This window comes from Methylobacterium sp. 1030, assembly GCF_040544715.1.
Classification (GTDB): Bacteria; Pseudomonadota; Alphaproteobacteria; order Rhizobiales; family Beijerinckiaceae; genus Methylobacterium.
Genome location: NZ_JBEPKM010000010.1, coordinates 242,124 through 267,975 on the forward strand (window position 1 = coordinate 242,124; position 25,852 = coordinate 267,975).

General features: G+C 73.8%; 24 protein-coding genes and 1 riboswitch. Of the genes, 18 read left to right on the plus strand and 6 right to left on the minus strand.

The window, feature by feature from the left end:
- Nucleotides 1-6: 6 nt before the first annotated feature.
- From ABIC30_RS16720 to ABIC30_RS16730, 3 genes are all read right to left on the minus strand, one after another.
- A complete protein-coding gene (locus tag ABIC30_RS16720; RefSeq protein WP_026605172.1) occupies nucleotides 7-621 on the minus strand; it encodes an anthranilate synthase component II in 615 nt (204 codons plus the stop codon).
- 130 nt (nucleotides 622-751) lie between these two features.
- Nucleotides 752-2,272 carry an anthranilate synthase component I gene (gene trpE, locus ABIC30_RS16725; protein ID WP_020094619.1) on the minus strand — a complete coding sequence of 507 codons (1,521 nt, stop codon included), beginning with the start codon at nucleotides 2,270-2,272 and terminating at the stop codon, nucleotides 752-754.
- A gap of 3 nt (nucleotides 2,273-2,275) precedes the next feature.
- Nucleotides 2,276-4,177 (minus strand): peptidylprolyl isomerase, encoded by a 1,902-nt coding sequence (locus ABIC30_RS16730; RefSeq protein ID WP_020094620.1) that lies wholly within the window; start codon nucleotides 4,175-4,177, stop codon nucleotides 2,276-2,278.
- Between the two features lie 186 nt (nucleotides 4,178-4,363).
- Between ABIC30_RS16730 and tpiA the strand changes: the two genes are divergently transcribed.
- Nucleotides 4,364-5,125, plus strand: coding sequence for a triose-phosphate isomerase (tpiA, locus tag ABIC30_RS16735; RefSeq protein ID WP_020094621.1), 762 nt, complete (start codon nucleotides 4,364-4,366; stop codon nucleotides 5,123-5,125).
- A gap of 55 nt (nucleotides 5,126-5,180) precedes the next feature.
- Here the strand turns inward: tpiA and ABIC30_RS16740 are convergent, their stop codons facing one another.
- Nucleotides 5,181-5,639 (minus strand): nuclear transport factor 2 family protein, encoded by a 459-nt coding sequence (locus ABIC30_RS16740; protein WP_020094622.1) that lies wholly within the window; start codon nucleotides 5,637-5,639, stop codon nucleotides 5,181-5,183.
- A gap of 305 nt (nucleotides 5,640-5,944) precedes the next feature.
- Between ABIC30_RS16740 and secG the strand changes: the two genes are divergently transcribed.
- The 4 genes from secG to ABIC30_RS16760 all read left to right on the plus strand — a co-directional run bounded on the left by secG (nucleotide 5,945) and on the right by ABIC30_RS16760 (nucleotide 10,267).
- Nucleotides 5,945-6,379, plus strand: a complete 435-nt coding sequence (gene secG, locus ABIC30_RS16745; protein WP_020094623.1) for a preprotein translocase subunit SecG — start codon at nucleotides 5,945-5,947, stop codon at nucleotides 6,377-6,379.
- A 156-nt stretch (nucleotides 6,380-6,535) separates the two neighbouring features.
- A complete protein-coding gene (gene pyrG, locus ABIC30_RS16750) occupies nucleotides 6,536-8,164 on the plus strand; it encodes a CTP synthase (RefSeq protein WP_020094624.1) in 1,629 nt (542 codons plus the stop codon).
- 58 nt (nucleotides 8,165-8,222) lie between these two features.
- Complete coding sequence (locus tag ABIC30_RS16755; protein WP_020094625.1) at nucleotides 8,223-8,675, plus strand: DNA polymerase III subunit chi; 453 nt, start codon at nucleotides 8,223-8,225, stop codon at nucleotides 8,673-8,675.
- 2 nt (nucleotides 8,676-8,677) lie between these two features.
- On the plus strand, nucleotides 8,678-10,267 hold the full coding sequence (locus tag ABIC30_RS16760) for a S10 family peptidase (protein ID WP_354455776.1): 1,590 nt from the start codon (nucleotides 8,678-8,680) through the stop codon (nucleotides 10,265-10,267).
- A 22-nt stretch (nucleotides 10,268-10,289) separates the two neighbouring features.
- On the opposite strand, the gene ABIC30_RS16765 is transcribed toward ABIC30_RS16760, so the two are convergent.
- Nucleotides 10,290-11,654, minus strand: coding sequence for a discoidin domain-containing protein (locus ABIC30_RS16765; protein WP_020094627.1), 1,365 nt, complete (start codon nucleotides 11,652-11,654; stop codon nucleotides 10,290-10,292).
- Nucleotides 11,655-11,815: 161 nt separating this feature from the next.
- A riboswitch (cobalamin riboswitch) is annotated at nucleotides 11,816-12,010 on the plus strand.
- A 35-nt stretch (nucleotides 12,011-12,045) separates the two neighbouring features.
- Here ABIC30_RS16765 and ABIC30_RS16770 point away from each other — a divergent pair.
- From ABIC30_RS16770 to cobJ, 9 genes are all read left to right on the plus strand, one after another.
- A complete protein-coding gene (locus ABIC30_RS16770; RefSeq protein WP_026605173.1) occupies nucleotides 12,046-12,228 on the plus strand; it encodes a CbtB domain-containing protein in 183 nt (60 codons plus the stop codon).
- Nucleotides 12,229-12,244: 16 nt separating this feature from the next.
- Nucleotides 12,245-12,997 (plus strand): CbtA family protein, encoded by a 753-nt coding sequence (locus ABIC30_RS16775; RefSeq protein WP_020094629.1) that lies wholly within the window; start codon nucleotides 12,245-12,247, stop codon nucleotides 12,995-12,997.
- Nucleotides 12,990-13,391, plus strand: coding sequence for a DUF1636 domain-containing protein (locus ABIC30_RS16780; RefSeq protein WP_354455779.1), 402 nt, complete (start codon nucleotides 12,990-12,992; stop codon nucleotides 13,389-13,391). Before ABIC30_RS16775 ends, ABIC30_RS16780 begins: the two co-directional genes overlap by 8 nt.
- A complete protein-coding gene (cobW, locus tag ABIC30_RS16785; protein ID WP_020094631.1) occupies nucleotides 13,388-14,422 on the plus strand; it encodes a cobalamin biosynthesis protein CobW in 1,035 nt (344 codons plus the stop codon). The genes ABIC30_RS16780 and cobW overlap by 4 nt, the downstream gene beginning before the upstream one ends.
- Nucleotides 14,423-14,468: 46 nt before the next feature.
- On the plus strand, nucleotides 14,469-17,798 hold the full coding sequence (gene cobN / locus ABIC30_RS16790; protein WP_020094632.1) for a cobaltochelatase subunit CobN: 3,330 nt from the start codon (nucleotides 14,469-14,471) through the stop codon (nucleotides 17,796-17,798).
- 74 nt (nucleotides 17,799-17,872) lie between these two features.
- The gene (locus ABIC30_RS16795) at nucleotides 17,873-19,132 is read left to right on the plus strand and encodes a ferredoxin-like domain-containing protein (protein ID WP_354455782.1); all 1,260 of its coding nucleotides are present in this window, start codon (nucleotides 17,873-17,875) and stop codon (nucleotides 19,130-19,132) included.
- Nucleotides 19,129-19,821, plus strand: a complete 693-nt coding sequence (locus tag ABIC30_RS16800; protein ID WP_267965793.1) for a precorrin-8X methylmutase — start codon at nucleotides 19,129-19,131, stop codon at nucleotides 19,819-19,821. Before ABIC30_RS16795 ends, ABIC30_RS16800 begins: the two co-directional genes overlap by 4 nt.
- On the plus strand, nucleotides 19,821-20,600 hold the full coding sequence (locus ABIC30_RS16805) for a precorrin-2 C(20)-methyltransferase (RefSeq protein ID WP_020094635.1): 780 nt from the start codon (nucleotides 19,821-19,823) through the stop codon (nucleotides 20,598-20,600). The genes ABIC30_RS16800 and ABIC30_RS16805 overlap by 1 nt, the downstream gene beginning before the upstream one ends.
- Entirely contained in the window at nucleotides 20,597-21,358 is a 762-nt protein-coding gene (gene cobJ / locus ABIC30_RS16810) for a precorrin-3B C(17)-methyltransferase (protein WP_020094636.1), read from the plus strand. The genes ABIC30_RS16805 and cobJ overlap by 4 nt, the downstream gene beginning before the upstream one ends.
- On the opposite strand, the gene ABIC30_RS16815 is transcribed toward cobJ, so the two are convergent.
- On the minus strand, nucleotides 21,325-22,137 hold the full coding sequence (locus ABIC30_RS16815; RefSeq protein ID WP_020094637.1) for a cobalt-precorrin-6A reductase: 813 nt from the start codon (nucleotides 22,135-22,137) through the stop codon (nucleotides 21,325-21,327). The two genes, cobJ and ABIC30_RS16815, sit on opposite strands and share 34 nt — an antisense overlap.
- Here ABIC30_RS16815 and ABIC30_RS16820 point away from each other — a divergent pair.
- From ABIC30_RS16820 to ABIC30_RS16835, 4 genes are read left to right on the plus strand one after another with little or no spacing between them, the layout of a single operon-like run.
- Complete coding sequence (locus ABIC30_RS16820; RefSeq protein WP_020094638.1) at nucleotides 22,136-23,356, plus strand: bifunctional cobalt-precorrin-7 (C(5))-methyltransferase/cobalt-precorrin-6B (C(15))-methyltransferase; 1,221 nt, start codon at nucleotides 22,136-22,138, stop codon at nucleotides 23,354-23,356. The two genes, ABIC30_RS16815 and ABIC30_RS16820, sit on opposite strands and share 2 nt — an antisense overlap.
- Nucleotides 23,335-23,757 carry a cobalamin biosynthesis protein gene (locus tag ABIC30_RS16825; RefSeq protein ID WP_020094639.1) on the plus strand — a complete coding sequence of 141 codons (423 nt, stop codon included), beginning with the start codon at nucleotides 23,335-23,337 and terminating at the stop codon, nucleotides 23,755-23,757. Before ABIC30_RS16820 ends, ABIC30_RS16825 begins: the two co-directional genes overlap by 22 nt.
- Nucleotides 23,754-24,530, plus strand: a complete 777-nt coding sequence (gene cobM / locus ABIC30_RS16830) for a precorrin-4 C(11)-methyltransferase (protein WP_020094640.1) — start codon at nucleotides 23,754-23,756, stop codon at nucleotides 24,528-24,530. The genes ABIC30_RS16825 and cobM overlap by 4 nt, the downstream gene beginning before the upstream one ends.
- Nucleotides 24,527-25,846 (plus strand): cobyrinic acid a,c-diamide synthase CobB, encoded by a 1,320-nt coding sequence (locus ABIC30_RS16835; RefSeq protein WP_020094641.1) that lies wholly within the window; start codon nucleotides 24,527-24,529, stop codon nucleotides 25,844-25,846. The genes cobM and ABIC30_RS16835 overlap by 4 nt, the downstream gene beginning before the upstream one ends.
- Nucleotides 25,847-25,852: the final 6 nt, after the last annotated feature.

A 25,852-nucleotide genomic window follows, 5' to 3' on the forward strand; every position in this document is an offset into this window, starting at 1 on the left:
CCGGCGTCAATGCACGTCGGCACGCGTCCTGTCACGCGCCGTGTTCCAGGCGGCGGCGAGATCGAGGAAGTTCTTCACGATCTCCGTGCCGTGCTGCGATCGGATGCTCTCGGGATGGAACTGGACGCCGTGGAGCGGCCGGTCGGCGTGCTCCAGGCCCATGATCAGGCCGTCGGCCTCGGCGGTGACCCGCAGGGCCGTCGGGCAGGTCGCGCGGTCGACCACCAGGGAGTGGTAGCGCGTCGCCTCGAAACTGTCGTTGAGGCCGCGGAACAGGCCGCGCGCGCCGTGCCGGATGGTCGAGACCTTGCCGTGGAGCGGCAGCGGCGCGCGCACGACGTCGCCGCCGAAGGCCTGGCCGATCGCCTGGAGGCCGAGGCACACGCCGAAGATCGGGATCTCCTCGGACAGGTCGCGGACCACGTCGAGGCAGATCCCCGCCTCCGTGGGCGTGCACGGCCCGGGCGACAGCACGATCGCGTCGGGCGCCTTGGCGCGGATGTCGGCTATCGTGAGCGCGTCGTTGCGCGCGACCTCGACCGTGCCGCAGAGCGGCCCGATCAGATGCACGAGATTCCACGTGAAGGAATCGTAGTTGTCGATGACGAGGACGTTGGGCATCGCGGCGGCACGCTCGGGCATGCAGGCGATGTGACCGCTCGCACCCGCGCGGTCAACCGTCGGCGTCGGACGGCGGCGCAGCCGCGCGTCCGCCCTACGGCCCGCGCTACTGCCCGCGCTACGGCCCGCGCTACTGCCCGCGCTTCGCCTGCGCGGCGAAGCGCACCGCCTCCTCGGCGGCCCGGAACAGCGCCTTGGCCTTGTTGACGCATTCCTGCTGCTCGGAGGCGGGATCGGAATCGTAGACGATCCCGGCCCCGGCCTGGACGTGCATGGTCCCGTCCTTCACCACCGCGGTGCGCAGGACGATGCAGGTGTCCATCTCGCCCCGCGCGCCGAAATAGCCGATGCAGCCCGCGTACGGCCCGCGCTTCTCGCGCTCCAGCTCGTCGATGATCTCCATGGCCCGCACCTTCGGGGCGCCCGAGACCGTGCCGGCCGGGAATCCCGCCGCCAGGGCGTCCAGGGGATCGTGGCGCGGGTCGAGGTCCCCCTCGACGTTCGACACGATGTGCATGACCTGGCTGTAGCGCTCGATGAAGAACGAGTCGGTCACGCGGACGCTGCCGATCCGCGAGACCCGGCCGGCGTCGTTGCGGCCGAGGTCGAGCAGCATCAGGTGCTCGGCCCGCTCCTTCGGGTCGGCGAGCAGCTCCTCGGCGAGGGCGGAATCCTCGGCCGGGGTCGCGCCGCGGCGACGCGTGCCCGCGATCGGGCGGACCGTGACCACGCCGTCGCGCACCCGCACCAGGATCTCCGGCGAGGAGCAGACGATCTGGAAGTCCTCGAAATCGAGGTAGCAGAGGAACGGCGCCGGGTTGGTCCGCCGGAGCGAGCGGTACAGGCTGAAGGCCGGGAGCGTGAACGGCGCCGAGAACCGCTGGGACAGCACCACCTGGAAGACGTCGCCCGCGACGATGTACTCCTTGGCGCGCGCCACCATGGCGAAGAAATCGTCCGGCGGCGTGTTCGAGACCGGCTCGGGCGGGGCGACCGCCGACAGGTCCACCCGCGCCTCGATCGGCAGCGGGCCCTCGAGGGCGGCGGCGACCCGGTCGACGCGCTGCAGCGCGTCCTCGTAGGCGGCCCGGGCCGCGGTGCCGGGGGCGGGCCGGATCGGCGAGACGACCGTGATGACGTCGCGGATCGAATCGAACACCACCATCACCCGGGGGCGCACCAGGATCGCGTCCGGCACGCCCAGCGGATCCGGGTTCGGCTCCGGCAGCCGCTCCATGGCGCGGACCATGTCGTAGCCGAGGTAACCGAACAGGCCGGCGGCCATCGGCGGCAGGTCCTGGCCGTCCGGCTCGCCGATGGCGCTCTCGGCGATCAGGGCCCGCAGGCTCGCCAGCGGTGCCCTCGAATCCGGCTCGAACCGCGTGAGATCGGCCCCGCGCGCGATCGCGGGCGCGCCCGCCCGGCAGCGCCAGATCAGGTCCGGATCGAGGCCGATCATCGAGTACCGGCCGCGGACGGCACCGCCCTCGACCGATTCGAGCAGGAAGGCCGGCCCGGCATGGCCGGCGCGCAGCTTGAGGAACGCCGCCACCGGCGTCTCGAGATCGGCGACGAGGCTCACCGCCACGAGGCTCGGCTGCCCGGCCTCGTAGCGCGCCGCGAAGGCCGCGTAATCGGGCGCGTCGGCCATGCCTCAGTACTCGCCGCCGATGGCGCGCCGCAGGGCCGCCGGATCGACCTTCACGCCGGCGTTCTTCTGGACCTCGCTGATGTACTCGGACAGCACGTCGTCGGCGAGCGCCGCCTGGAAGCTCTGCGTGATCTGCTTGTCGCTCGGGCTGTCGGCCACGAAGGCCGGCACCGTCGCCGCCGTGACCTTGAAGACCGCCCGCGAATCGCCCGCGGCCGCCGTGCCGGCCTTGCCCACCGGGGTCGCGAAGATCAGGTTCACGACGTCGGCCGTGAGCATGTCCTTGGCCTGGTTGCGGGCGAGATCCTGCGCCTCCTGCAGGTTGACGCCGACCTCCTGGGCGGCGGCCTCCATGGTCTCGCCCTTGTTGATCTTCTCGACGAGCTCGCGGCCCTTGGCCTGGAGGCGCTTGGCGATCTCGGTCGCGGTCCAGCCGGCCTTCACGCCGTCCTTGACCTCGTCGAGGGGCTTGTCGTGGGCGGCGTCGATCCCGGTGACGTCGTACCAGACGTAGCCGCCGGTCTTGGTCCGCAGGGGCTCGTTGTCGCCGCCGATCTCGGCGCGGAACAGGGCCGGCAGGGTGGTCTCCGGGTCCGGGATGTCGGTGATCCGCTGCCCGTCAGGCCCCTTGCCGTTCACGTCCACCGCCTTCACGGCGACGACCTTGAGGCCGCGCTCGGCCGCGATGTCGGCCAGCGGCTTGGCGCCGGCCCGCTGGTCCTCGATCGCGTCGCGGGTGGTCTCCATGGCGTCGCGGGCGCGGGCCAGGGCGAGGGCCTTGCGGATCTCGCCGTCCACCGCCTCGAACGGCTTCACCGTCCCGGCCTCGATCTTGGTCACGCGCAGCAGCACGGTGCCGAACCGGCCCTGGACCGGCTGGCTCACGCCGCCCTCGGGCAGCGCGAAGGCGGCGTCGGCGACGGCCTTGTCGAACAGCTCGCTCTTGGTCAGCGTGCCGAGGGTCAGGTCCTTCTCGTCGGTGCCGCGCTCGGCCGCCACCGCGTCGAAGGTCTTGGAGCCGTCCGTGATCGCCTTGCGGGCCGCCTCGGCGGCGGCCGCGTCGGAGAACACGATCTGCTGGATCGTGCGCTTCTCGGGCGTGCCGTAGCGGTCCTTGTTCAGCGCGTAGGCGGCGCGGGCGTCGGCCTCGGTGATCGCGTCGGGCTTCGCCATCGCCTCGGGCTCGACCACGAGGAGGTTGGCCGCCCGGAACTCCGGCGCCCGGAAGCCGGACTTGTTGGCCTCGTACCAGGTCTTCAGCTCGTCGTCCGTCGGCTCGGGGATCTGGCCGGCCACCGAGGGCGTCAGCATCAGGTAGGCGGCCGCGCGGCGCTCGGTGGTGTAGCGATGGACGGCCTCCCGCATGGCGAGCGGCACGTGCAAATCCGACGACACCGCCTCGGCGAGCTGGAGGCGGGCGATCACCGAGCGCTGCTCGCGCACGAACAGACCCTCGTTGAGGCCGGCGCGCTGCAGGGTCTGGTAGAAGAGCTGCGGCTCGAACTGACCCTGCTGGTTCTGGAAGCTCTTCTCCTCGTGGATCGCCTTGATCACCGAGGAATCCGGCACCGTGAGGCCGAGATCGTGGGTCTTCTGATCGAGGGCGGCCTCGGTGATCAGCTGGGACATCACCTGCCGGTCCAGGCCGAGCATCCGCGCCTGGTCGGGCGTCAGCGGACGCTTCAGCTGGGTCTGATAGCGCTGCAGCTGGTTCTGGTAGGCTTGGCGCACCTGCTCGGCCGTGATCGGCGTGCTGCCGACCGTGGCCACCTTGTTGCTCGCGCCGCCGCGGAAGAACTCCTCCACCCCGAAGATGCCGACACCGGCGATCAGCAGCGTGAAGATGATCGTCAAGACGATCTTGCCGAGCCAGTGCTGGCTGGCGTTGCGGATGCCCTGAAGCATGGTCTGTGATCGAGTACCTTCGGCAGCCGCCCCGTCACCGGGCCGGCGCTGTCCCTGAGAGCCGACCGCGATAGACCATTCGCGTCCACAGGCAAAGGCTCGGGCGCTCCCGGCCGTTTGCACGCTCAAGCTCGCTCTGGTAGGCCCCGGCGACTTCGAGAAAGCCGCGGCGGAGCGAGGGCAGGAATGACGCAGTCTGGGCGCAAGCCGCTTGTCGCCGGCAACTGGAAGATGAACGGGACCCGGGCATCCATCCAGGTTGTCGAGGCGATTCGCGACGGGCTCTCGCCGGACCTCGCGTCGCGCATCGACGTGCTGATCTGCCCGCCTGCGACGCTGATCGGATCCTGCGTGGCGGCGGCGGCCGGATCGCCGATCGCGATCGGCGGCCAGAACCTGCACGCCCGGCCGAGCGGCGCCTTCACGGGCTCGATCTCGGCCGAGATGCTCGCCGATCTCGGCGCCAAGTACGTGATCGTCGGCCATTCCGAGCGCCGGGCCTACCATCACGAGACCGACGACGGGGTCCACGCCAAGGCGCTGGGCGCCCGCCGCGCCGGCCTGTGCGGCATCGTCTGCGTCGGCGAGACCATCGAGGAGCGCGAGCAGGGCCGCGCCCTCGACATCGTCCGCGCCCAGCTCGCCATCGGCCTGCCGAAGGGCGCGACGGCGGCCGACACGGTGATCGCCTACGAGCCGGTCTGGGCGATCGGCTCCGGGCGGACGCCGACGCCGCGCGACATCGCCGAGGTCCACGCCTCCCTGCGGGAGATGCTCGACAAGCTCGTCGGCGACGAGGCGCAGAAGATCCGCATCCTCTACGGCGGCTCGGTGAAGCCCGGGAACGCCAAGGAACTCCTGTCGGTGGACAACGTCGACGGCGCGCTCGTGGGCGGCGCGAGCCTCGTGGCGGAAGACTTCCTGGGGATCTGCGCCGCCTACGCCTGAGCGCGGGCCCGCGAAGCCTGGCTGGGCGCGGCGCGACAGACGCGCCGCGCGACCGTCAGATCTTGAAGGCCTGCCGGGCGAGCAGCCGCCAGCGGCCGCCGTCGCTGTGCCAGACCTGCATCACGCCGATATGGACCGGCGACGTCTTGCCGCCCGAGACCACCTCGCCGGTGAAGACGTGGCGCGCGATGGCGTCGTCGCCGACCACCGAGACGGAGCGGTCCGACAGGGTGATGCTCGGGAAGGTCGAGCGCTTGCTGGTCAGCGTCTCGATGAAGGCCGCCTTGTCCTGCACCTGACCGCTGGAATGGCCGTAGCTCAGCCTGTCGAGGGTCAGGGCGTCGAGGGCCGGACCGTCGGCGGCGAGGAGAGCCTTGGTGAGGGCGTCGACCGCCTGCTCGACCGCGGCGCCCCGGGCGGAGGGATCGGTTCCGGCCGCGGAGCCGGAGCCCGGGCGGATCAGGACGGGTGCGGCGATGGCGGCGGCGAGCGCCGCACGGCGTGACACGGACATGGCTTGCCTCCCGGACCGGGCGGCGCGTTCGGTCGGCCGCCCTGCCCCGGCAGAGAGCACGGTGCGCCGACGAAGGCGAGGGTCGGAGCGGACAGTCGGCCGCGCGCGTCAGGTTGGCGGCGGGCGACCGGTGGTGTATGCCGTCGCCGAATTCCGGCCGGTCCGCCCGAAGCGTCCCCCGAAGCCCCCGCCGCACGCCCGTGCGTCGGGGTGGTTCGTGGACGATCGCGGGCCCCGGCCCTCGTGCGTTCGTCTTCCGGTGCCCGCTGCCGGCGCGCGGCGCTGAAGAAGATCCCGGAACACCGATGCAGACCGTCCTGATCGTCGTCCACCTCATCATCGTGCTCGCGCTGATCGGCGTCGTGCTGCTCCAGCGCTCCGAGGGCGGACTCGGGCTCGGCGGCGGTGGCGGCGGTGGCGGCGTCGGCGGGTTCATGACCGGCCGCGGCCAGGCCAACGCCCTGACGCGGGCCACCGCGATCCTGGCGGCCCTGTTCTTCGCCACCAGCCTGACCCTCGCGATCCTGTCGCACCGCTCGGCGGCGCCGAAGTCGATCCTCGACACCGGCGCGCCGCAGACCTCCGGCCAGCCGGCCAAGCAGCCGACCGGTGCCGACAACCTGCTCGACACGCTGCGTCAGCAGCAGGACCGGGCGCCCGCGAACGCCCCGGCTCAGCCGGCACCGGCTCCGTCGTCTCCCGCGCAGCCGGCGGTTCCGGAAGCGCCGCAGTCGCGCTGACGGCGCGCGCCGCCGGCGGCGCAGCGTCCGACCCTTGTCCCGACGGACCGGCGCTTGGCCGGTCCACGCCATGCGTTCCGCGATCCCCAGCCCATGCGCGGGCCGGGGCCCGCTTCGTTTGGCAAATGCCAGCAGCTTCTTTATGGACCGAGGCCCATGACGCGGTACGTTTTCATCACCGGCGGCGTGGTCTCCTCCCTCGGCAAGGGCCTCGCCTCGGCGGCCCTGGCGGCGGTCCTCCAGGCCCGCGGCTACCGGGTCCGGATGCGCAAGCTCGACCCCTACCTGAACGTCGATCCGGGCACGATGAGCCCGACGCAGCACGGCGAGGTGTTCGTCACCGACGACGGTGCCGAGACCGACCTCGACCTCGGGCATTACGAGCGCTTCACCGGCGTTCCGGCGAGCCGGGCCGACAACATCACGACGGGCCGGATCTACCAGGACATCATCGCCAAGGAGCGCCGCGGCGACTACCTCGGCGCCACGATCCAGGTGATCCCGCACGTCACCAACGCGATCAAGGACTTCGTCCTCGACGGCAACGACAGCTTCGACTTCGTGCTGGTGGAGATCGGCGGCACGGTCGGCGACATCGAGGGCCTGCCGTTCTTCGAGGCGATCCGGCAGCTCGGGCAGGAGCTGCCGCGGGGCACCTGCTGCTACGTCCACCTGACGCTGCTGCCCTACATCCCGTCCGCCGGCGAGCTGAAGACCAAGCCGACCCAGCACTCCGTGAAGGAGCTGCGCTCGATCGGCATCCAGCCCGACATCCTGCTCTGCCGCTGCGACCGGCCGATCCCGATGGACGAGCGGCGCAAGCTCGCGCTGTTCTGCAACGTCCGCCAGACCGCGGTCATCGAGGCCCTCGACGTGGCCTCGATCTACGAGGTGCCGCTCTCCTATCGGACCGCGGGCCTCGACCGGGAGGTGCTCGGCCATTTCGGCCTGGAGCACGGCGAGGAGCCGGATCTCGGCCGCTGGCAGACCATCGCCGAGCGCGTGCGCAATCCCGAGGGCGAGGTCTCGATCGCCATCGTGGGTAAGTACACGGGGCTGAAGGACGCCTACAAGTCGCTGACCGAGGCGCTGACCCACGGGGGCATCAGCCACCGGGTGAAGGTCAATCTCGAGTGGATCGAGGCCGAGGTGTTCGAGCGCGAGGATCCGGCGCCTTTCCTCGAAGGCCTCAACGGGATCCTCGTGCCGGGCGGCTTCGGCCAGCGCGGGGCCGAGGGCAAGATCCGCGCGGCCCGCTACGCCCGCGAGAAGCGCATCCCCTATCTCGGCATCTGCTTCGGCATGCAGATGGCGGTGATCGAGGCGGCCCGCTCGCTGGCCGGGATGCCGGAGGCCAACTCCACGGAGTTCGGCGACACCGCCGAGCCGGTGGTCGGCCTGCTCACCGAGTGGCTGCGCGGCAACGAGCTGGAGCGGCGCGCGGCGGCCGGCGATCTCGGCGGCACGATGCGGCTCGGCGCCTACGAGGCGAAGCTCGACCCCGAGTCCAAGATCGCCCAGATTTACGGGTCCGATCAGATCTCGGAGCGCCACCGCCACCGCTACGAGGTCAACATGGCCTATCGCGAGCGGCTGGAGGCCAAGGGCCTGCGCTTCTCGGGCGTGTCCCCCGACGGCCTGTTGCCCGAGACGGTGGAGCATGTCGGGCACCCGTGGTTCATCGGCGTGCAGTTCCATCCGGAGCTGAAGTCGCGCCCGTTCGAGCCGCACCCGCTGTTCAAGGGCTTCGTCGGCGCCGCGATCGAGCAGAGCCGCCTGGTCTGAGGCCGCGGCGGCGCGCCGCTGCTCGCGCGGCGGCCCGCGGCCCTATATCCTCGGTGCCGTGACCGAGATCCTCTTCTACCACATGCAGCGGCAGCCCCTGGAGAAGGTGCTGCCGAACCTCGTCGAGCGCTCGCTGGACCGCGGCTGGCAGGCCGCGATCCAGGCGGCGAGCGAGGAGCGCCTGCAGGCGCTCGACGACCACCTCTGGACCTATTCCGACGAGAGCTTCCTGCCGCACGGCACCGACCGCGAGCCCGACGCCGCGAGCCAGCCGGTGGTGCTCACGCTCCGGGACGTGAATCCCAACACCGCCTCGATCCGCTTCCTGGTGGAGGGCGCCGACCTGCCGCCCGACGCCGGGCAGTACGAGCGGATCTGCATCCTGTTCGACGGGACTGACCAGGACGCGCTGCTGCGCGCCCGCGAGCAGTGGAAGCAGGCCAAGGACGCCGGCCACGCGGTGGCCTACTGGCAGCAGGACGAGTCCGGACGCTGGAACAAGAAGGCTTGATAATGGCCCCCCACGCACGTCTCGGGCGCGCCGCGCTCGCCCTCGCCCTGGCCCTCGCAGCGCCCACAGTGGCCCTCGCCCAGGACGCGCCGCACGGCCATCCCGCGGAGAGCAAACCGGCGCAGCGCGGCCCGGAGGGGCGCCGCCTGCCGCCCGATTCGACGACCAAGCAGAGCGTGACGCTGCCGGACGGCCGGACCCTCGACTTCACCGCCACCGCCGGCAGCCTGCCCCTCGTCGACGAGGCGGGCAAGCTGCAGGCCGAGATCGCCTACGTCGCCTACACGATGGCGCCGCAGGCCGGCCGGGAGCGTCCCGTCACTTTCGCGGTCAATGGCGGCCCGGGCGCCGCCTCGGCCTATCTCAATATCGGGGCGATCGGGCCCTGGCGGCTGCCGGTCGGCGGCGACAGCATCAGCCCGTCGCAGCCGGTGACGCTGACGCCCAACGACGGGACGTGGCTCGGCTTCACCGACCTCATCTTCCTCGATCCCGTGGGGACCGGGTACAGCCGGGCCGCGGACGGGAACGGCAAGGCCTACTGGTCGATCGATTCCGACGCCTCGACTCTGGCGGCGACCATCGCGCGCTACCTGCGCGTCAACGACCGCATGGCGAGCCCGAAATTCTTCGTCGGCGAGAGCTACGGCGGCTTCCGCGGCCCGCTGATCGCCGAGAAGCTCCAGGAGGAGATCGGCGTCGGCCTGTCCGGCATGGTGCTGCTCTCGCCGGTGCTCGATTTCGCGTGGCTGGAGACGCCGCGGGCCAACCCGTGGGGCTACGTGCTGAAGCTGCCCTCGCTGGCGGCGGGCGCGCTCGAGCGGGCCGGCACGGTGCCGACGCCAACCCTGCTCGGCGACGCGGAGGCCTACGCCTCGGGCCCGTACCTGAGCGACCTGCTCAAGGGGCCGAGCGACACGGCCGCCGTCGCCCGGATGACCGAGAAGGTCGCGCCCCTCGTCGGTCTCGACCCCGCCCTGGTGCGTGCCCAGGCGGCGCGCCTCTCGACCCGGAGCGTCCAGCGCGAGATCGACCGCGCCGAGGGCCGCGTGACCAGCGCCTACGACACCGGCATCACCGGCTGGGACCCGAACCCGGACGCCGCCCAGTCGAGCTTCGAGGATCCCCAGCTCACCGCCCTCCAGGCACCGCTGACGAGCGCGATGCTCGACCTCTACGCGCGGACGCTGAAATGGCCGGTGACCAACATGCGCTACGAGCTCCTGAACAACGCCGTCAATCGCGGCTGGAACTGGGGCTCGGGCCGGCAGGCACCCGAGGTCCTGTCGAACCTGAAGGGCGATCTGGCGCTCGACGGGCACCTGCGCGTCCTCGTGGCGCACGGCTTCACCGACCTGGTGACGCCCTACTTCGCCTCGAAGCTCCTGCTGGCGCAGGTCCCCGCCTACGCCGCCGGCCGCCTGAGCCTCGCGGTCTATCCGGGCGGGCACATGTTCTACACGCGACCGGACTCGCGCGCCGCCTTCCGGACGGACGTGGAGCGGATGTACACGGACGCCCTGAAGGTGCGCGACGCCGGCTCGAACCGTCCGGCCGGAGCCCCCGCCGAGCATCTCCGGACGGCGCCGTAGCGCCTCCGGCCCGCCAAGCCGGTCACGCGTCGTCGAAGGCGAGGGCCTCGGCCGGGTAATCCACCATCGTCCGGCGCTGCGCGTCGGTGTTCTGCCACTCGCCGACCTTCATGTAGCGGCCCTCGAGATCGCGGACCTCGACCACCTTCCCGATTGTGGGGATCGACTGGAAGCCCTGCGGCCAGTTCGACGCGAAGTAGAAGACCTGCTCGACGTGGTCCGAGAGGTGGCAGATCCCCGGCCCGAACGTCCCCAGCCCGAAGACGAGGTAGCGGCCGTTCACCAGCGCCGCGACGTCGGAGATCAGCGACTCGCTCTGGATCTCCACCGGCAATCCGCGCCGCTCCGCGTACGCCTCCACCTCGGCGATGACCGGGTTCAGCCTGTTCTCGAAGACGAGCTTGACCGAGCGGATCCGGCCCTCGGCCAGGAGCCGGTCGATGACCATCCGGTAGAACGCGAAGGGCGGCTGCGGGTAGTGCGGATCGACCCAGGTGCTGAAGATGTCGCCCGACCGGATGTGGATCAGGAGCTGGTCGTCGGGCTTCACCGGGAAGTTCTTCGGCAGACCGTTGAACAGCGGCCGGATCACGCTCTGCACGATCGCGCGCGAATCCGCCGGTCCCCGCAGCGCGGTCACGCGCTCGAACTGCGTCGGGTCGAAATACAGGCCCGACAAAAAGTAGCCGTCCGCCGGCAGCGGCTCGTCCGGCGGGATGAAGGTGATGCCGTCGCAGGTCAGCCGCTCGGTCAGGAAGATCACCTTGCTGCGGTCGACCTTGGGCACCTTGATGTATTTCAGGTTGAGCGACTTCGCGATGGTCACCGCGATGATGTACTGGACGAGGCAGTTGCCGAAGGCGCCGTTCTCGAACAGCGACAGGCCGACCAGGGCATGGCTGGCGCGGTCGGGCGCCGACTGGAGCGCGTAGGTGACGTAGACGTTGGCGCCGGGCTTCTCGTTCAGGAGCGTCACGTCGAGGCCGAGCATCGCCCGCAGCGCGATCAGGTCGACCGCGGCCTCGTCGGCGCGGATGCCGATGCCGGCGATCCGGGCCGGTTCGGGCGCGGCGATCCGGACCGCGCGCGCCCAGGCCCGCTCGTCGGGGACGATCGCGGCGACGAGGGCGTCCGGGGTCGCGGTCCAGACGGCGAGGTCCGGCTCGGCCCACGTCACGCCGTCCTGCGAGACCGCCACCGCGACGTCGCCGGGCTCCGCGGGAACCGCCCCCTCCCCCGGCCGCAGGGCGACGGAATGGATCGGGAAGCGGCCGCCGAGGTCGACCTCGAGCCACGTCGTTCCCGTGCCCACATCGGAGACGATCCGCGGCTCACGGCCTGCCGCGAGATCGACGAGAACCGGGGTCGGATCGTCTGTCGGGGCCATCGGGTCTCCGGGAGTTCAGCGCCCGCGCCGGGGCCGGGCGGGTATCGGGTGCGGCGGTGCCCGCTCCGGGGCGCGGCCGTCAAGCCCGCCCCGATCGCGGGGCGGGCGCGGGAAACGGCCGCGATCCGGCGCCGCTCCGTTGTGTCCCGGCGGTCATGCGTCTACAACGGCCGGGCGACGGTGCCCCGGAGACGGGGTGAAAAGGGAATGCGGTGAGGGGTTTGAAGCCCCGATTCCGCGGCTGCCCCCGCAACTGTGAGCGGCGAGCGCCCGCCAAGCGCCACCGGAGCGATCCGGGAAGGCGGTGGGCGCGCCGAGCCGCGAGCCAGGAGACCTGCCGTCGCGACAGGATCCCGCAATGCCGCCGGTGGGGCGGCTGGAGACGCTTCTGATGACGACGCAAACCCTCGCCCCCATCGCCGCCGGCACCCGCGCGTCGGAGCGCCCGATCGCCGTCGCACTCGCGGCCGTGCTGGGCCTCGGCCTGCTGTTCATGGCGGGCTTCTCGCCGGCGATCGCGCTCCACAACGCGGCGCACGATTTCCGGCACACCCAGAACTTCCCCTGCCACTGACGTCCCCGGACCAGGGATGATCATCCGGCTCCTGTCGGCGGCCCTCGCCGCCGGCTTCTTCGCGGCTGCCATCGTGACGGGCCTCGAACTCACGCTGACCTCGCCGCTGATCGTCGCGGCCGAGCGCTACGAGCAGCAGGAGGCGCCGAACCGGGCTGCCAAGGCGCTCCCGATCAAGGCGTTCCCGATCGTGCTCGCCCATGCCGGGCACGACCACGCCGCGCCCGACGCCGCGCCGGAATGGCAGCCCGCGCCCGGCCTGCCGCGGATGGCCTTCACCGGGCTCGCGACCCTCGTGGGCGGCGTCGGCTACGCGCTGCTGCTCGGCGCGGTGATGCTCGCCTGCAGCCGCGAACCCACGCCGCAGGTCGGCCTCGCCTTCGCGGTGGCCGCCTTCGCCAGCGTCGCGCTCGCGCCGGGTCTCGGCCTGCCGCCGGAACTGCCCGGCAGCGCGGCGGCCCCGCTCGCGACGCGGCAGGCGTGGTGGGTGATGACCGCCGCGGCGACCGGGATGGGGCTCTACCTGATCACGATACGCCGCGCGCTGATCACGATCCTCGGGGGGCTCGTCCTGATCATCGCGCCGCACGTCGTCGGTGCCCCGCAGGCGCCCGAGGCCGCGTCCGAACTTCCGGCCGCGCTCGCCGCGCAATTCGCCGCGCGGTCGCTCGCCATCAGCTTCGTGTTCTGGATCCTGATCGGGCTGGGGCTCGGCTGGGCGTGGCAGGCCTTCGCCCGCGGCGCGGATCGGGGAGCGGCCCGTGCCTGAGACCGTTCTCTACGTCTGCACCACCTGCCGCCGGCCGGACGACGACCCCGACGGGCCCCGCGCCGGGGCCCGCCTGCTGGAGGCGCTTCGAGCGCGGAGCGGCCCCACGCCGGACCTGCGGGTCGAGGCGGTGGAGTGCCTTTCGGTCTGCAAGCGGCCCTGCACCGTGGCGGTCGCCGCGGCCGACCGCTGGACCTACGTCTACGGCGACATGGATCCGGCCGCCTCGGCCGAGATCATCCTCGGCGGGCTCGCGGCCTACGCGGCGACCCCGGACGGCATCGTGCCCTGGCGCGAGCGTCCGGAGGCGTTCCGCAAGGGCGTGATCGCCCGCATTCCCCCTTTCCCAGAACCCCGCCCGGTCCCCGCCGGCACCCTGGAGCCCGCGGAATGACCCTCGTGAACAAGATCCCCTGCACCATCGTCACCGGATTCCTCGGGGCCGGCAAGACGACCCTCGTCCGCCACGTGGTCGAGAACGCCAAGGGGCGCCGCCTCGCGATCCTGGTGAACGAGTTCGGTGATATCGGCTTCGACAAGTCCTTCCTGGCCGCCTGCGGCGTCGAGGGCTGCACCGAGGACGCCATCGTCGAGCTGCCGAACGGCTGCATCTGCTGCACGGTCGCGGACGATTTCGTGCCGGCGCTGGAGACCCTTCTCGGCCGCGCCGAGCCGCCGGAGCACATCCTGATCGAGACCTCCGGCCTCGCCCTGCCGAAGCCGCTGGTCCAGGCGTTCCAGTGGCCGGCGATCCGCTCGCGGGTGACCGTCGACGGAGTGGTCGCGGTGGTCGACGGCCCGGCGGTGGCCTCGGGCGCCTTCGCGGAGGATCCGGAGGCCCTCGCGGCCCAGCGCGCCGCCGACCAGTCGGTCGACCACGACAACCCCCTGGAGGAGGTGTTCGAGGACCAGCTCCTCTGCGCCGACCTCGTGGTCGTCAACAAGGCCGACCTGATCGACGCCGCGACGCGGGCGCGGGTCCGCGCCGAGGTCGAGGGGCACCTGCCCCGCGCCGTGAAGGTGGTCGAGACCGAGAACGGCGCCATCGACCCGCGGGTGCTGCTCGGTCTCGGCGCGGCCGCCGAGGACGACCTCGACGCCCGCCCCTCGCATCACGGCGAGGGCGAGGACCACGACCACGACGATTTCGAGACCGTCGCGCTTCCGGTGCGCCCGGCGGTGACCGCGGGGGATCTCGCGGCCCGGGTCGAGGCGGCGGCCGAGGCCGCCGGCGTCCTGCGCATCAAGGGCTTCGCCGAGGTCGCGGGCAAGCCGATGCGCCTCGTGGTGCAGGGTGTCGGCCGACGCGTGACCCATCATTTCGACCGCCCCTGGCGGGCCGGGGAAGCCCGCGACGGGACGCTGGTGGTGATCGGCCTCAAGGGCTTCGACAAGGACGCCGTCGCGGCGGCCCTCGCGGGATGAGGCCGGTCGCGCACGCCCGCCCGGACTCGCTCTAGGGGTCGCCGCGGTGCACCTCGTGCGCATCGATTCCGTCTCCCTCGACGAGGGCGAGGCGGCCGTGGATCTCGGGCAGGAGCCCGGCGACCTCGTGGTGCTGTCCTTCACCGACAGCGACCTCGCGTCGGTCGGGCAGGCCCACGCCGCGGAGCCCGGCCTGCCGAGCCTGCGGCTCGCGAAGCTCGCCAGGCTGCGGCACCCGCTCTCGGTTGACCTCTACGTCGAGCGCGTCGTGGCGCGCGCCAAGGTCGTGGTGATTCGCTGCCTGGGCGGCCTCGATTACTGGCGCTACGGGATCGAGCGCTGCGCCGAGGCCGCGCGGGCGCACGGCGTCGTCCTCGCGGTCCTGCCGGGCGACGACCGGCCGGACCCGCGCCTCGCCGCCTTCTCCACCGATCCCGACCTCGCCGGGCAGCTCGACGCCTATTTCCGGGCTGGCGGCCCCGACAATTTGCGGCGGATGCTGCGGCGCCTGGCGATTCGCCTGGGCGCCGACGGACCGGTCGAGCCGCCCGTGCCGCTCCCGCGCGGCTTTCCCTGGTGCCCCGGCTGCGGAGTTCTTCCCCTCGAGGCAGCCCTCTCCGCGGCCGCAACCGCGATCCCGCTCGCCGGAGCGCGCAGCGCGGCGGAGCCCGTCGCGCTCCTGCTGATCTACCGCTCCGCCGTGCTCGGCGGCGACACCGGCCCGTTCGTCGCCCTCGCCGCCGCCCTGCGGGCGCGCGGGATCGGCGTGCTGCCGATGGCCGTGTCGAGCCTGAAGGAGCCGCAGGCCGCCGCCGCGGTCGCCGCTGCCGTGCGCGCGCGCAGGCCCGATCTCGTGATCGCCGCCACCGCCTTCTCGGCCCGCGAGGACGAGACCGGCTTCGTGCTCGACGGCGCCGATTGCCCGGTTCTCCAGGCCTTCACGGTGGGGTCGCCCCGCGCGGCCTGGGAGGCCTCCGCCCGCGGTCTCGGCGCGGCCGATCTCGCCATGCAGGTCGCGCTGCCGGAATTCGACGGCCGGCTCTCGGGCTTCCCGATCTCGTTCAAGGAGGAGAGCGCCGAGATCGCCGGCTTCGCCGAGCGGCGCGCCGTGCCCTACGAGGCCGGCATCGCCGCGCTCGCCGACCGGGCCGCGGGATGGCTGCGGCTGGCCGCCCTGCCCCGGGCGGCCCGGCGCGTCGCCCTGGTCCTGTCCGACTACCCTGCCCGCGGCGGCCGGGCCGGCTTCGCGGTCGGCCTCGACACGCCCGCGAGCGCCCGCGCGATCGCCGCCGACCTCGCGGCCGCGGGCTACGCGGCCGGCGCGCTTCCGGAGCCCGGAGCGCTGATGGCGGCGCTCACGGAGGGGCCGCCCGCGTTCCGGGTGCCGCTCGCGGCCTACGCGGCGTGGTGGCGCACGCTCTCCGAGGACGTCCGCGCCGCCGTGACCGACAGCTGGGGCGAGGCCGAGGCGGACCCGGCCTGCGTCGACGGCGCCTTCCGGTTCCGAATGGTCCGGGACGGCGGCCTCGCGGTCTTCCTCCAGCCCGACCGCGGCCGCGACCCCGATCGCAAGACCGGCTACCACGACCTCGACCGCGCCCCGACCCACGCCTACCTAGCCTTCCATCTCGGCCTGCGGCAGCAATTCGACGCCCTGGTGCAGCTCGGCACGCACGGCACCGCGGAGTGGCTGCCGGGCAAGGCCGTCGCCCTGTCACCCGACTGCTTCCCGGCGCTCTGCGTCGGCGGGCTGCCGGTGATCTACCCGTTCATCGTCGACGACCCGGGTGAGGCCGCGCCGCTCAAGCGCCGCCTGGGCGGGGTCGCGCTCGGGCACCTCACGCCCGACACCGCCGTTCACGCGCTGACGCCCGAGGCGGCCCGCCTCCGCGAGCTGGTGGAGGAGTATTCCGCCGCCAGCGTGCTCGACCCCCGCCGCGCCGACCTCATCGCCCGCGCCATCCTGGAGGAGGCTGCGGCGTCCGGACTGCTGGACGGTGCCGGGATCGGCCCGGACACGCCGATGGACGAGGCGCTGACGCGGCTCGACGCCCATCTCTGCGATCTCGGCGAGACCGTCTTCCGGGACGGCCTGCACGTCTTCGCCCGCGCCCCGGACGGGGCCGCGGACGCCGTCGCGGCGAGCGCGGACTCCGAGCGGACCGGCCTGCTCGCGGCCCTCGACGGGCGGTTCGTCCGGCCGGGCCCCTCGGGCTCGCCGTCGCGCGGGCGGGCCGACGTGCTCCCGACCGGGCGCAACCTCGCGACCCTCGACCCGCGGGCCATCCCGAGCCGCGCCGCCGCACTCCTCGGCGAGAAGGCCGCCGCCGCCGTGGTGACCCGCTACCTCCAGGACGAGGGCGCCTATCCGGCCCGGATCGTCATGGATCTCTGGGCCTCGCCGACCCTGCGCACCGGTGGCGAGGACGTGGCCCACGCCCTGGCCCTGATGGGCGTCCGGCCAGTCTGGGACCATGCCAGCACCCGCGTCACCGGCTTCGAGATCCTGCCCCTCGCCATGCTGGACCGGCCGCGGATCGACGTCACCGTCCGCGTCTCCGGCGCGTTCCGCGACACCTTCCCCGACACGCTGGCGCTGCTCGACCGCGCCGCCCGCGCCGTGGCGGACCGGGACGAGGCCGACGACGAGAATCCCCTCGCGGCGGCGCGCCGGCGGGGCGACGCGTCGGTGCGCGTCTACGGGGCCGCGCCCGGCCGCTACGGCGCCGGCACCGCCGCCACAGCCCTCGACGGCGCCTGGGACGGCCGCGCCGACCTCGGCCGCGCCTACTTGGCCGCGAGCGGCCACGCCTACGGCGACCGCGAGGGGCCCGACGCCGATTTCGCCGCCCGCGTCGCGGCGGCCGACGCCTATCTCCACGCCTTCGACGTGGCCGAGCGCGACCTGTTCGACGGCGACGCCGCCGTCGACGCGATGGGCGGTTTCGCGGCGGCCGCGGCCCTGGAGGGGGCGAGCCCCGCCCTCTACAGCCTCGACGTGTCGGTCCCGGAACGGCCGAAGGCGCGGACGGCCCGCGAGGACGCGGCCCGCCTGATCCGCGGGCGCCTCGCCGACCCCCGCTGGATCGCGGCCCAGCTGCGCCACGGCTACCGGGGCGCGCAGGAGCTCGCCCAGGGGCTCGACGCGGTCTTCGTCCTGGCCGCCGCGAGCGACGCGGTGACAAATGCGGGCTTCGAGGCGCTCTACGCGGCCTGGATCGCCGACGCCGAGGTGTTCGAGCGCCTGCGCGCCGCCAATCCCGCCGCGGCCCGGGCGATCCTGGAGCGGTTCGACGAGGCGCGGGACCGCGGCCTCTGGCACAGCCGGCGCAACGCCCTCCCGGCCGACGCCCTGATGCGCGAGGCCGCCGAGTGAGTGCCGCCCCGCATCGGCGCGTCCTGCCCGAGGCACCGGCCCGCCGGGGCTGGTGTCCCGGTCTGGCGCGGCCCATGCCGACGGGCGACGGGTTGCTCGCGCGCGTGCATCCGCCGCTCGGGATCCTGACCCTCGATCAGGCCCGCGCCGTGGCGGAGGGTGCGCGGCGCTTCGGGAACGGGCACCTGGATCTCACCGCCCGGGCCAATCTCCAGATACGCGGCGTCTCCGAGGCGACGCGCGCGCCGCTGGCCACTTGGCTCGCGGCCCGGGGCCTCGGCGACGTGCGCGCCGACGGCGGCCCCCAGCGCCTGACGCTCACGAGCCTCCTGGCCGGCCACGACCCGGACGAGACGATCGACGTGCCGGCCCTCGCCCGGGCGATCGAGACCGCGGGGCTCGCGATCCCGGGGTTGCCGGCCAAGACCCTGGTCGCTGTCGAGGGCCGCCCCGGCCGGGCGCTGCCGGAGGCGGATCTCTGCGTCGTCGCCGAGGGGCCGGGCCGCGTCGCGATCACGGTCGCGCACGGTGAGACCCAGCGGACGCTCCTGACCTGCGCGGAGGACGCGGCGCCGGGCCACGTGGCGGCCCTGCTCGGAGCCTTCGCGCGGACTGGCCGGCGCCGGATGCGCGACCTGTCGGACGACGAGCGGACCGCGCTGACCGAGGCGCTTCCGTCAGGAGAGTCCCCCGCCGGACCGGCACAGGCGCATCGGGGCTTCGCACCGCAACGGGAGCCGGCGCGTCCGGCGGGCGGACGCGACCTTCGGAGCGTCGCCGCCGACGCGCCCTTCGGGCGCTGCACTGCCGACGCCCTCGACCGGATCGCGGCTACGGCAGCGGCGATCGGCTCCGACGAGATCCGCCTCTCCCCCACGCGCGGCTTCGTGATGCTGGCGCCGGCCGCTGCCGAAGCGGCGGCCGCGATTGCGGCGCTCGCGGCCGAGTTCATCGTCGTCCCCGACGATCCGCGGCGCGCGATCGCGGCCTGCACGGGGGCGCCGGGCTGCGCCTCCGGATCGACCCCCACGCTCGCGGACGCGGCCCGCCTCGCGGCGGCGTTCGGCACCCTGGCGGCCGCGGGCCATGCCGCGCACGTCTCGGGCTGCGCCAAGGGCTGCGCGCGGCCGGGTGCGGCGGACCTGACCCTCGTCGGCCGCGACGGCCTCTACGGCGTTGTGATCGGGGGTGCGCCCGGCGATGAGCCGGCGATGGATCTCCCTATCGAGGCCGTGCTGGAGCGGCTAGGAAGGGCCGAGATCGACGGGCTCTCCGCCGCCTTCGCGCCGGAGATCACCCCTTCGGAAATCGGGAGGACCAGGAGACCGGCATGAGCGCGAGCCAGAACGCCCTGCGCCAGACAGGATCGGAGCCAGCCGCGGCCCACGAGTCCCCGTCCCGCTACGACTACATCCGCGACGGCGGCGCGATCTACGCGCGCTCCTTCGCAATGATCCGCGCCGAGTCCGCTCTCGGGCGCTGGTCGGGCGCCGCCGAGCGCGTCGTCGTCCGCATGATCCATGCCTGCGGCATGACCGACCTGCCGGCCGACGTGGAGATGGCGCCCGGTTTCGCCGAGGCCGGCGTCGCGGCCTTGAAGGCCGGCGCACCGATCCTGTGCGACGTCCGCATGGTCGCCGACGGCGTCACCCGGGCGCGGCTGCCGGCCGGCAACGAGGTGATCTGCACCCTGGGCGACCCGCGCGTGCCGGACCTCGCCAAGAGCCTCGGCACGACCCGCTCCGCGGCCGCCATGGAGCTGTGGCGGGAGCATCTCCCGGGCAGCGTCGTGGCGGTGGGCAACGCCCCGACCGCCCTGTTCCGCCTCTTGGAGCTGCTCGATGCCGGCGTGGCACCGCCCGCCGCGGTGATCGGCATTCCGGTCGGCTTCGTCGGCGCGGCGGAGTCGAAGGAGGCCCTGGCGCGGGACGGCCGCGTGCCGTTCGTAGTCGTGCACGGACGGCGCGGCGGCAGCGCCATGACGGCCGCGGCGGTCAACGCGCTCGCCAGCGAGGTCGAGTGATGGACGGTTTCGAGCGCCTCGACGGCCCGACCGAGGAGATCCCCGCGGCCGCGGTGACGGGCACGCTCTACGGCGTCGGGATGGGCCCGGGCGATCCGGAGCTGCTGACCGTGAAGGCGCAGCGCATCCTGATGCGCGCGCCCGTGCTGGTGCATTTCTGCAAGCGCGGCCGGCGGGGCAACGCCCGCACCATCGCGGACGCGATCCTGCGCGACCCGGCCCGCGAGATGGCCCTCGCCTATCCCTACACGACCGAGATCCATCCCGAGCACCCGGACTACGTCGCGGCGCTGGCCGGATTCTACGACGAGGCGGCCGGGCAGCTCGCCGATCACCTGGGCGCCGGGCGCGACGTCGCGATCCTGTCGGAGGGCGATCCGTTCTTCTACGGCTCGTTCATGCACCTCTGGCGGCGCCTGAAGGACCGGTTCCCCGTGGAGGTGGTTCCGGGCGTCACCGGCATGTCGGGCTGCTGGACCCGGGCCGGCACGCCGATCACGTGGGGCGACGACGTCCTCACCGTCCTGCCGGCGACCCTGTCGCTCGACGCGCTGACCGAGCGCCTGCGCGGCACGGACGCGGCCGTGGTGATGAAGCTCGGGCGGCACCTGCCGAAGGTCCGGGCCGCCCTGTCGGCCGCCGGGCTGCTCGCGCGCGCGGTCTACGTGGAGCGCGGCACGATGGCGGGCGAGCGGGTCGTGATGCTGGCCGACAAGGCCGACGACGACGCGCCCTACTTCTCGATGGTGCTCCTGCCCGGAGAGGGCCGGCGACCGTGAGCGGAAGCCTCACCGTCGTCGGCCTCGGGCCGGGCGACGCGGCCCTGCTGACCGAGTCGGCCCGCCGGGCGCTGGACGCGGCGGAGGACGTCGTCGGCTACTTCCCCTACGTGGCCCGCGTGCCCGAGCGGCCCGGCCTCGTCCGGCACGCCAGTGACAACCGGGTGGAGGTCGACCGGGCGCGCCACGCGCTGCAGCTCGCCGCCTCCGGCCGCCGGGTCGCGGTCGTCTCCGGCGGCGATCCCGGCGTCTTCGCCATGGCGGCGGCGGTGTTCGAGGCGGTCGAGTACGGCGAGCCCGGCTGGCGCGACCTCGCCATCACGGTGGAGCCGGGCATCACCGCGATGCTCGCCGCCGCGGCCCGGCTCGGGGCACCGCTCGGCGGCGACTTCTGCGCGCTCTCGCTCTCGGACAACCTGAAACCCTGGCCGGTCGTGACCGCGCGGCTGGAGGCGGTGCTGCGCGCGGATTTCGTGGTGGCGCTCTACAACCCGATCTCCACCGCCCGGCCCTGGCAGCTCGGGGCGGCGCTGGAGATCGCGGCCGGGATCCGCGCGCCCGAGACGCCGGTGATGTTCGCCCGCGCCGTCAGCCGGCCGGACGAGGCGATCCGCGTCGCGACCCTCGCCGAGGCGCCCGCGGTGCCGGCCGACATGGCCACGATGGTGATCCTGGGCGCCTCGACGACGCGGCTGATCCCGCGCGCGGGCCGGGCGCCCTTCGTCTACACGGCCCGCAAGGTCGAGGGATCGGCGTGATCGCCCGCGTCCAGCCAGTCGCGCGCGCCGGCGGCGTCCGCGACGCTCGGCACGTCGGGCTTGCCCGGCCGACGCACCATCACGACCGGGATTCCGAGGCCGCGCGCCGCCGCGATCTTGCCGTAGGTCGCCGCGCCGCCCGCGTTCTTGCTGACCACGATCTCGATCCGGCTCGCCCGCATCAGGGCCGTCTCGGACGCGGCGTCGAACGGTCCGCGCGCCTCCAGGGCGGTCAGATGCGGCACCGGCAGGATGCCGCCCAGCGGCTCGACCGTCCGCGCCAAGTAGCTGTGCTGGGGCGCCGCCGCGAAGGCCCCGGCCTCCTGTCGACCGATCGTCAGGAACACGCGCCGGGGCTCGGGGCCAAGGGCGGCGACCGCCTCCTCCATCCCGTCGACCTCGACCCAGTCGTCGCCGGGCTCCCGGCTCCAGGCCGGCCTGCGGATCGCGAGGAGCGGCACGCCCGTCAGGGCCGCCGCGCGCGCGGCGTTGGCCGAGATCCGCGCGGCGAACGGGTGGGTCGCGTCGATCAGGCGGGTGATCGCCTCGGCCTCCAGGTAGCGGGCGAGGCCCTCGGCGCCGCCGAACCCGCCGATCCGGGTCGGGACCGGCTCGGGCTTCGGCGCCGCCGTCCGTCCCGCCAGCGAGAGGGTCACGGCGCGATCCGCCTGCCCCGCGAGCGACCGCACCAGGGCGCTCGCCTCGCCGGTCCCGCCGAGGATCAGGATCCGCATCGTGCCGGTGATCGGGAGCGGCGTGTTCATAAGCGCCTTGTCCATGAGCGCTGACCCGCTGTCGAGCGTCCCGTGGCTGTCGATCGTCGGGATCGGCGAGGACGGCCGGGCCGGACTGACGCCGTCCGCCGCCGCCGCGCTCGACGCCGCCCGCGTGGTCTACGGAGGCCGGCGCCACCTCGCCCTCGCCGGGCCGCTCGACGCGGAGACGCAGCCCTGGCCGAGCCCGATCCACGAGGCCTATCCAGAGATCCTGGCGCGGCGTGGCCGGCCGACCTGCATCCTCGCCACGGGCGACCCGTTCCACTACGGCATCGGCGCCGAGATCGCCCGGCTGGTGCCGGCGGACGAGATCCGCGCCTTCCCGCAGCCTTCGGCCTTCAGCCTCGCCTGCGCCCGGCTCGGCTGGCCGCTCGCCGAGTGCGCCCTGGTCACGCTCCACGGTCGCGCACTGACCCGGATCGTTCCGCATCTCCAGCCGGGTGCGCGGCTCCTCGTCCTGTCGTGGGACGGCACGACGCCCGGCGCCCTTGCCGCCCTGCTGCGCGACCGGGGCTTCGGCGCGTCGACGCTGACGGTGCTGGAGGCGATGGGCGGGCCGCGCGAGCGCGTCCGCCCGCTCCGCGCCGACGCGTTCGACGGCGCCGACTTCGATCCGCTGAACACGGTGGCGCTCGCGGTGGCGGGTGCCGGCCGCGCCCTGCCCCTCGCGCCAGGCCTCGACGACGACCTGTTCGAGAATGACGGGCAGCTGACCAAGTCCGAGATCCGGGCCCTGACCCTGTCGGCGCTGCGCCCGCATCCGGGACAGCATCTCTGGGATGTCGGTGCGGGCGCCGGCTCGATCGCGATCGAGTGGATGCTGCGCCACCCGAGCCTGCGCGCCACCGCGATCGAGGGAAGGCCGGACCGCGTCGAGCGGATCCGCCGCAACGCCGTCGCGCTCGGCGCCCCGGACCTCGCCGTCGTCGCCGGCACGGCGCCGGGCGCGCTCGCCGGCCTGCCCGCGCCGAACGCGGTTTTCATCGGCGGCGGCGTCTCGGAGCCGGGGGTCCTCGCGACCGTGCTGGCAGCGCTGCCGGGCGGCGGTCGCTGCGTCGCCAACGCCGTGACCCTCGAGGGCGAGGCCGCGCTGCTCGCGGCCTTCGCGGCGCATGGCGGGAGCCTGCGCCGCTACGGCGTGGAGCGGGCGAGCCCGGTCGGGGGAATGCACGGCTGGCGCCCGGCCATGACGGTGATCCAGTGGGCCTGGACCAAGCCGTGACCGGAGCGCTGGTCGCCGGCATCGGGTTCCGCCGGGGCACCGAGGCCGAGGAGATCGCGGAGTTGATCGAGCGCGCTCTCGTCCTGGTCGGCGCCGCGCGGTCGAGCCTCGCGGCCGTGGCCACGGCTGACGACCGGGCGTCGGACCCGGCGATCCGCGCGGCGACGGCCCGGTTCGGCCTGGCACCGCATTCCATCGCCGCCGCCGCGCTGGAGGCCCGCGACGCCGAGGTCGTCACCCGCTCGGCGCGGATCGAGCGCCTGCGCGGCGTCGGCTCGCTGGCCGAGGCGGCGGCCCTCGCCGGCGCCGGGCCCCGGAGCCGCCTCGCCCTACCCCGGATCGCGAGCGGCGGCGCCACTTGCGCCCTGGCTGTCCGATACGACACGACACGGGAACCATGACCGTCCACTTCATCGGCGCCGGCCCCGGCGCGGCCGACCTGATCACGGTGCGCGGGCGCGACCGCATCGCCGCCTGTCCCGTCTGCCTCTACGCCGGGTCGCTCGTCGCACCCGAGATCCTGGGCTGGTGCCCGCCCGGTGCCCGGATCGTCGACACGGCGCCCCTCGACCTCGACGCCATCCTGGCGGAGATCCGTTCGGCGCACGCGGCCGGCCAGGACGTGGCGCGCCTGCATTCCGGCGACCTGTCGATCTGGAGCGCCCTGGCCGAGCAGATGCGCCGGCTCGACGCGCTGGCCATTCCCTACACGGTGACGCCGGGTGTCCCCGCCTTCGCGGCCGCGGCCGCGCTGCTGCGCCGGGAGCTGACGGTCCCGGGCGTGGCCCAGACCGTGGTCCTGACCCGCACCTCCGGGCGGGCGAGCGCCATGCCCGAGCGGGAGACGCTGGCGGCCTACGCGGCCACCGGCGCGACCCTGGCGATTCACCTGTCGATCCACGTCGTCGAGGCCGTCGCCGCCGAGCTGATCCCCTTCTACGGCCCGTCTTGCCCGGCGGCGGCGGTGTTCCGAGCCTCCTGGCCGGACGAGCGGGCGCTCGTGGGCGATCTCGCCGCGCTGCCCGGGCTCGTCGCGGAGGCCGGTCTGGAGCGCACCGCCCTGATCCTGGTCGGACCGGCGCTGGGCGCCGCGGAGTTCCGCGAGAGCGCCCTCTACGCGCCCGACTACGACCGGCGCTACCGGCCGGGCGGCACGGTGGGGTCGCGGTCGTGAGTGCCCCCGGCCTCCTCGTCGCGGCGCCGCGCTCCAGCTCCGGCAAGACGACCGTCGCCCTCGCGCTCATGCGCGCCCTCACCCGGCGCGGCCTGCGGGTGCGCGGCGCGAAGTGCGGCCCGGACTACATCGATCCGGCCTTCCACCAGGCCGCGACCGGCCATCCGAGCTTCAACCTCGACAGCTTCGCCATGGCGCCGCCGCTCCTCGACGCGCTGGCGGGCGCGACGGCGGCGGCGGCCGATCTGCTGATCGCCGAGGGGTCCATGGGCCTGTTCGACGGCGTCCGGGCGGCCGAGAACCGCACCGGGGCGAATGCCGACATCGCCGCGCGCTACGGCTGGCCGGTGGTGCTCGTGGTGGACGTGTCGGGCGCGGCGCAATCGGCGGCCGCCGTGGCGCTCGGCTGCAAGCTCTACGATCCCCGCATCCGGATCGCCGGCGTGATCCTCAACAAGGTGGCGAGCGCCCGTCACCGGCGCCTCGTCGAAGCCGGCATGGAGCGCGCGGGGCTGCCGGTGCTCGGCGCGCTGATGCGCGACGCGCAGCTCGTCCTGCCCGAGCGCCACCTGGGGCTCGTGCAGGCCGGCGAGACCGCGGATCTCGCCGCGCGCCTCGACAGGCTCGCCGACCTCGCGGAGGCGGGCATCGACCTCGACGCCGTGACGGCCTGCGCGAGCGGCACCGTACCGCCCTCCGGTGGCCGCCTGCCCCGGCCGCCCGGACAGCGCGTGGCGGTCGCCCGGGACGCGGCGTTCAGCTTCCTCTACCCGCATCTTGAGACCGGGTGGCGGATGGCCGGCGCCGAGCTCGTGCCGTTCTCGCCCTTGGCCGACGAGGGACCGCCCGAGGATTGCGACGTCTGCTGGCTGCCGGGCGGCTATCCGGAACTGCACGCGGGCCCGATCGCCGGCGCGACCCGCTTCCTGGACAGGCTGCGCCGCTTCGCGCGGACCCGGCCGGTCCACGGGGAGTGCGGCGGCTACATGGTCCTGGGCGAGACGTTGCAGGATGCCGACGGAGCGACCCATGCCATGGCCGGACTGCTGCCGGTCGCGACCTCGTATCACCGGCGCAAGCTGCATCTCGGCTATCGCGTCGCGCGGCTCTGCGAATCCGGCCTGCTCGGCGCCGCGGGCACGCGCCTTGTCGGCCACGAATTCCACTACGCCAGCGAGCTCTCGCCGATCGCGCCGGAGGAAACGGCGCTCGCCCGCGTGACGGATGCCGAAGGTGTCGATCTGGGACTGGCCGGCCACCGGGTCGGACCCGTCACCGGCAGCTTCTTCCACCTGATCGCGACCGATCCGCCGTGACGCCGG

Bases quoted from the DNA above. Each gene is read 5' to 3' on its own strand.
- ABIC30_RS16720 (WP_026605172.1), bottom strand. From the start codon at position 621: ATGCCCAACGTCCTCGTCATCGACAACTACGATTCCTTCACGTGGAAT.
- trpE (WP_020094619.1), bottom strand. From the start codon at position 2,272: ATGGCCGACGCGCCCGATTACGCGGCCTTCGCGGCGCGCTACGAGGCC.
- ABIC30_RS16730 (WP_020094620.1), bottom strand. From the start codon at position 4,177: ATGCTTCAGGGCATCCGCAACGCCAGCCAGCACTGGCTCGGCAAGATC.
- tpiA (WP_020094621.1), top strand. From the start codon at position 4,364: ATGACGCAGTCTGGGCGCAAGCCGCTTGTCGCCGGCAACTGGAAGATG.
- ABIC30_RS16740 (WP_020094622.1), bottom strand. From the start codon at position 5,639: ATGTCCGTGTCACGCCGTGCGGCGCTCGCCGCCGCCATCGCCGCACCC.
- secG (WP_020094623.1), top strand. From the start codon at position 5,945: ATGCAGACCGTCCTGATCGTCGTCCACCTCATCATCGTGCTCGCGCTG.
- pyrG (WP_020094624.1), top strand. From the start codon at position 6,536: ATGACGCGGTACGTTTTCATCACCGGCGGCGTGGTCTCCTCCCTCGGC.
- ABIC30_RS16760 (WP_354455776.1), top strand. From the start codon at position 8,678: ATGGCCCCCCACGCACGTCTCGGGCGCGCCGCGCTCGCCCTCGCCCTG.
- ABIC30_RS16765 (WP_020094627.1), bottom strand. From the start codon at position 11,654: ATGGCCCCGACAGACGATCCGACCCCGGTTCTCGTCGATCTCGCGGCA.
- ABIC30_RS16770 (WP_026605173.1), top strand. From the start codon at position 12,046: ATGACGACGCAAACCCTCGCCCCCATCGCCGCCGGCACCCGCGCGTCG.
- ABIC30_RS16775 (WP_020094629.1), top strand. From the start codon at position 12,245: ATGATCATCCGGCTCCTGTCGGCGGCCCTCGCCGCCGGCTTCTTCGCG.
- cobW (WP_020094631.1), top strand. From the start codon at position 13,388: ATGACCCTCGTGAACAAGATCCCCTGCACCATCGTCACCGGATTCCTC.
- ABIC30_RS16795 (WP_354455782.1), top strand. From the start codon at position 17,873: ATGCCGACGGGCGACGGGTTGCTCGCGCGCGTGCATCCGCCGCTCGGG.
- ABIC30_RS16800 (WP_267965793.1), top strand. From the start codon at position 19,129: ATGAGCGCGAGCCAGAACGCCCTGCGCCAGACAGGATCGGAGCCAGCC.
- ABIC30_RS16805 (WP_020094635.1), top strand. From the start codon at position 19,821: ATGGACGGTTTCGAGCGCCTCGACGGCCCGACCGAGGAGATCCCCGCG.
- ABIC30_RS16820 (WP_020094638.1), top strand. From the start codon at position 22,136: ATGAGCGCTGACCCGCTGTCGAGCGTCCCGTGGCTGTCGATCGTCGGG.
- ABIC30_RS16815 (WP_020094637.1), bottom strand. From the start codon at position 22,137: ATGGACAAGGCGCTTATGAACACGCCGCTCCCGATCACCGGCACGATG.
- cobM (WP_020094640.1), top strand. From the start codon at position 23,754: ATGACCGTCCACTTCATCGGCGCCGGCCCCGGCGCGGCCGACCTGATC.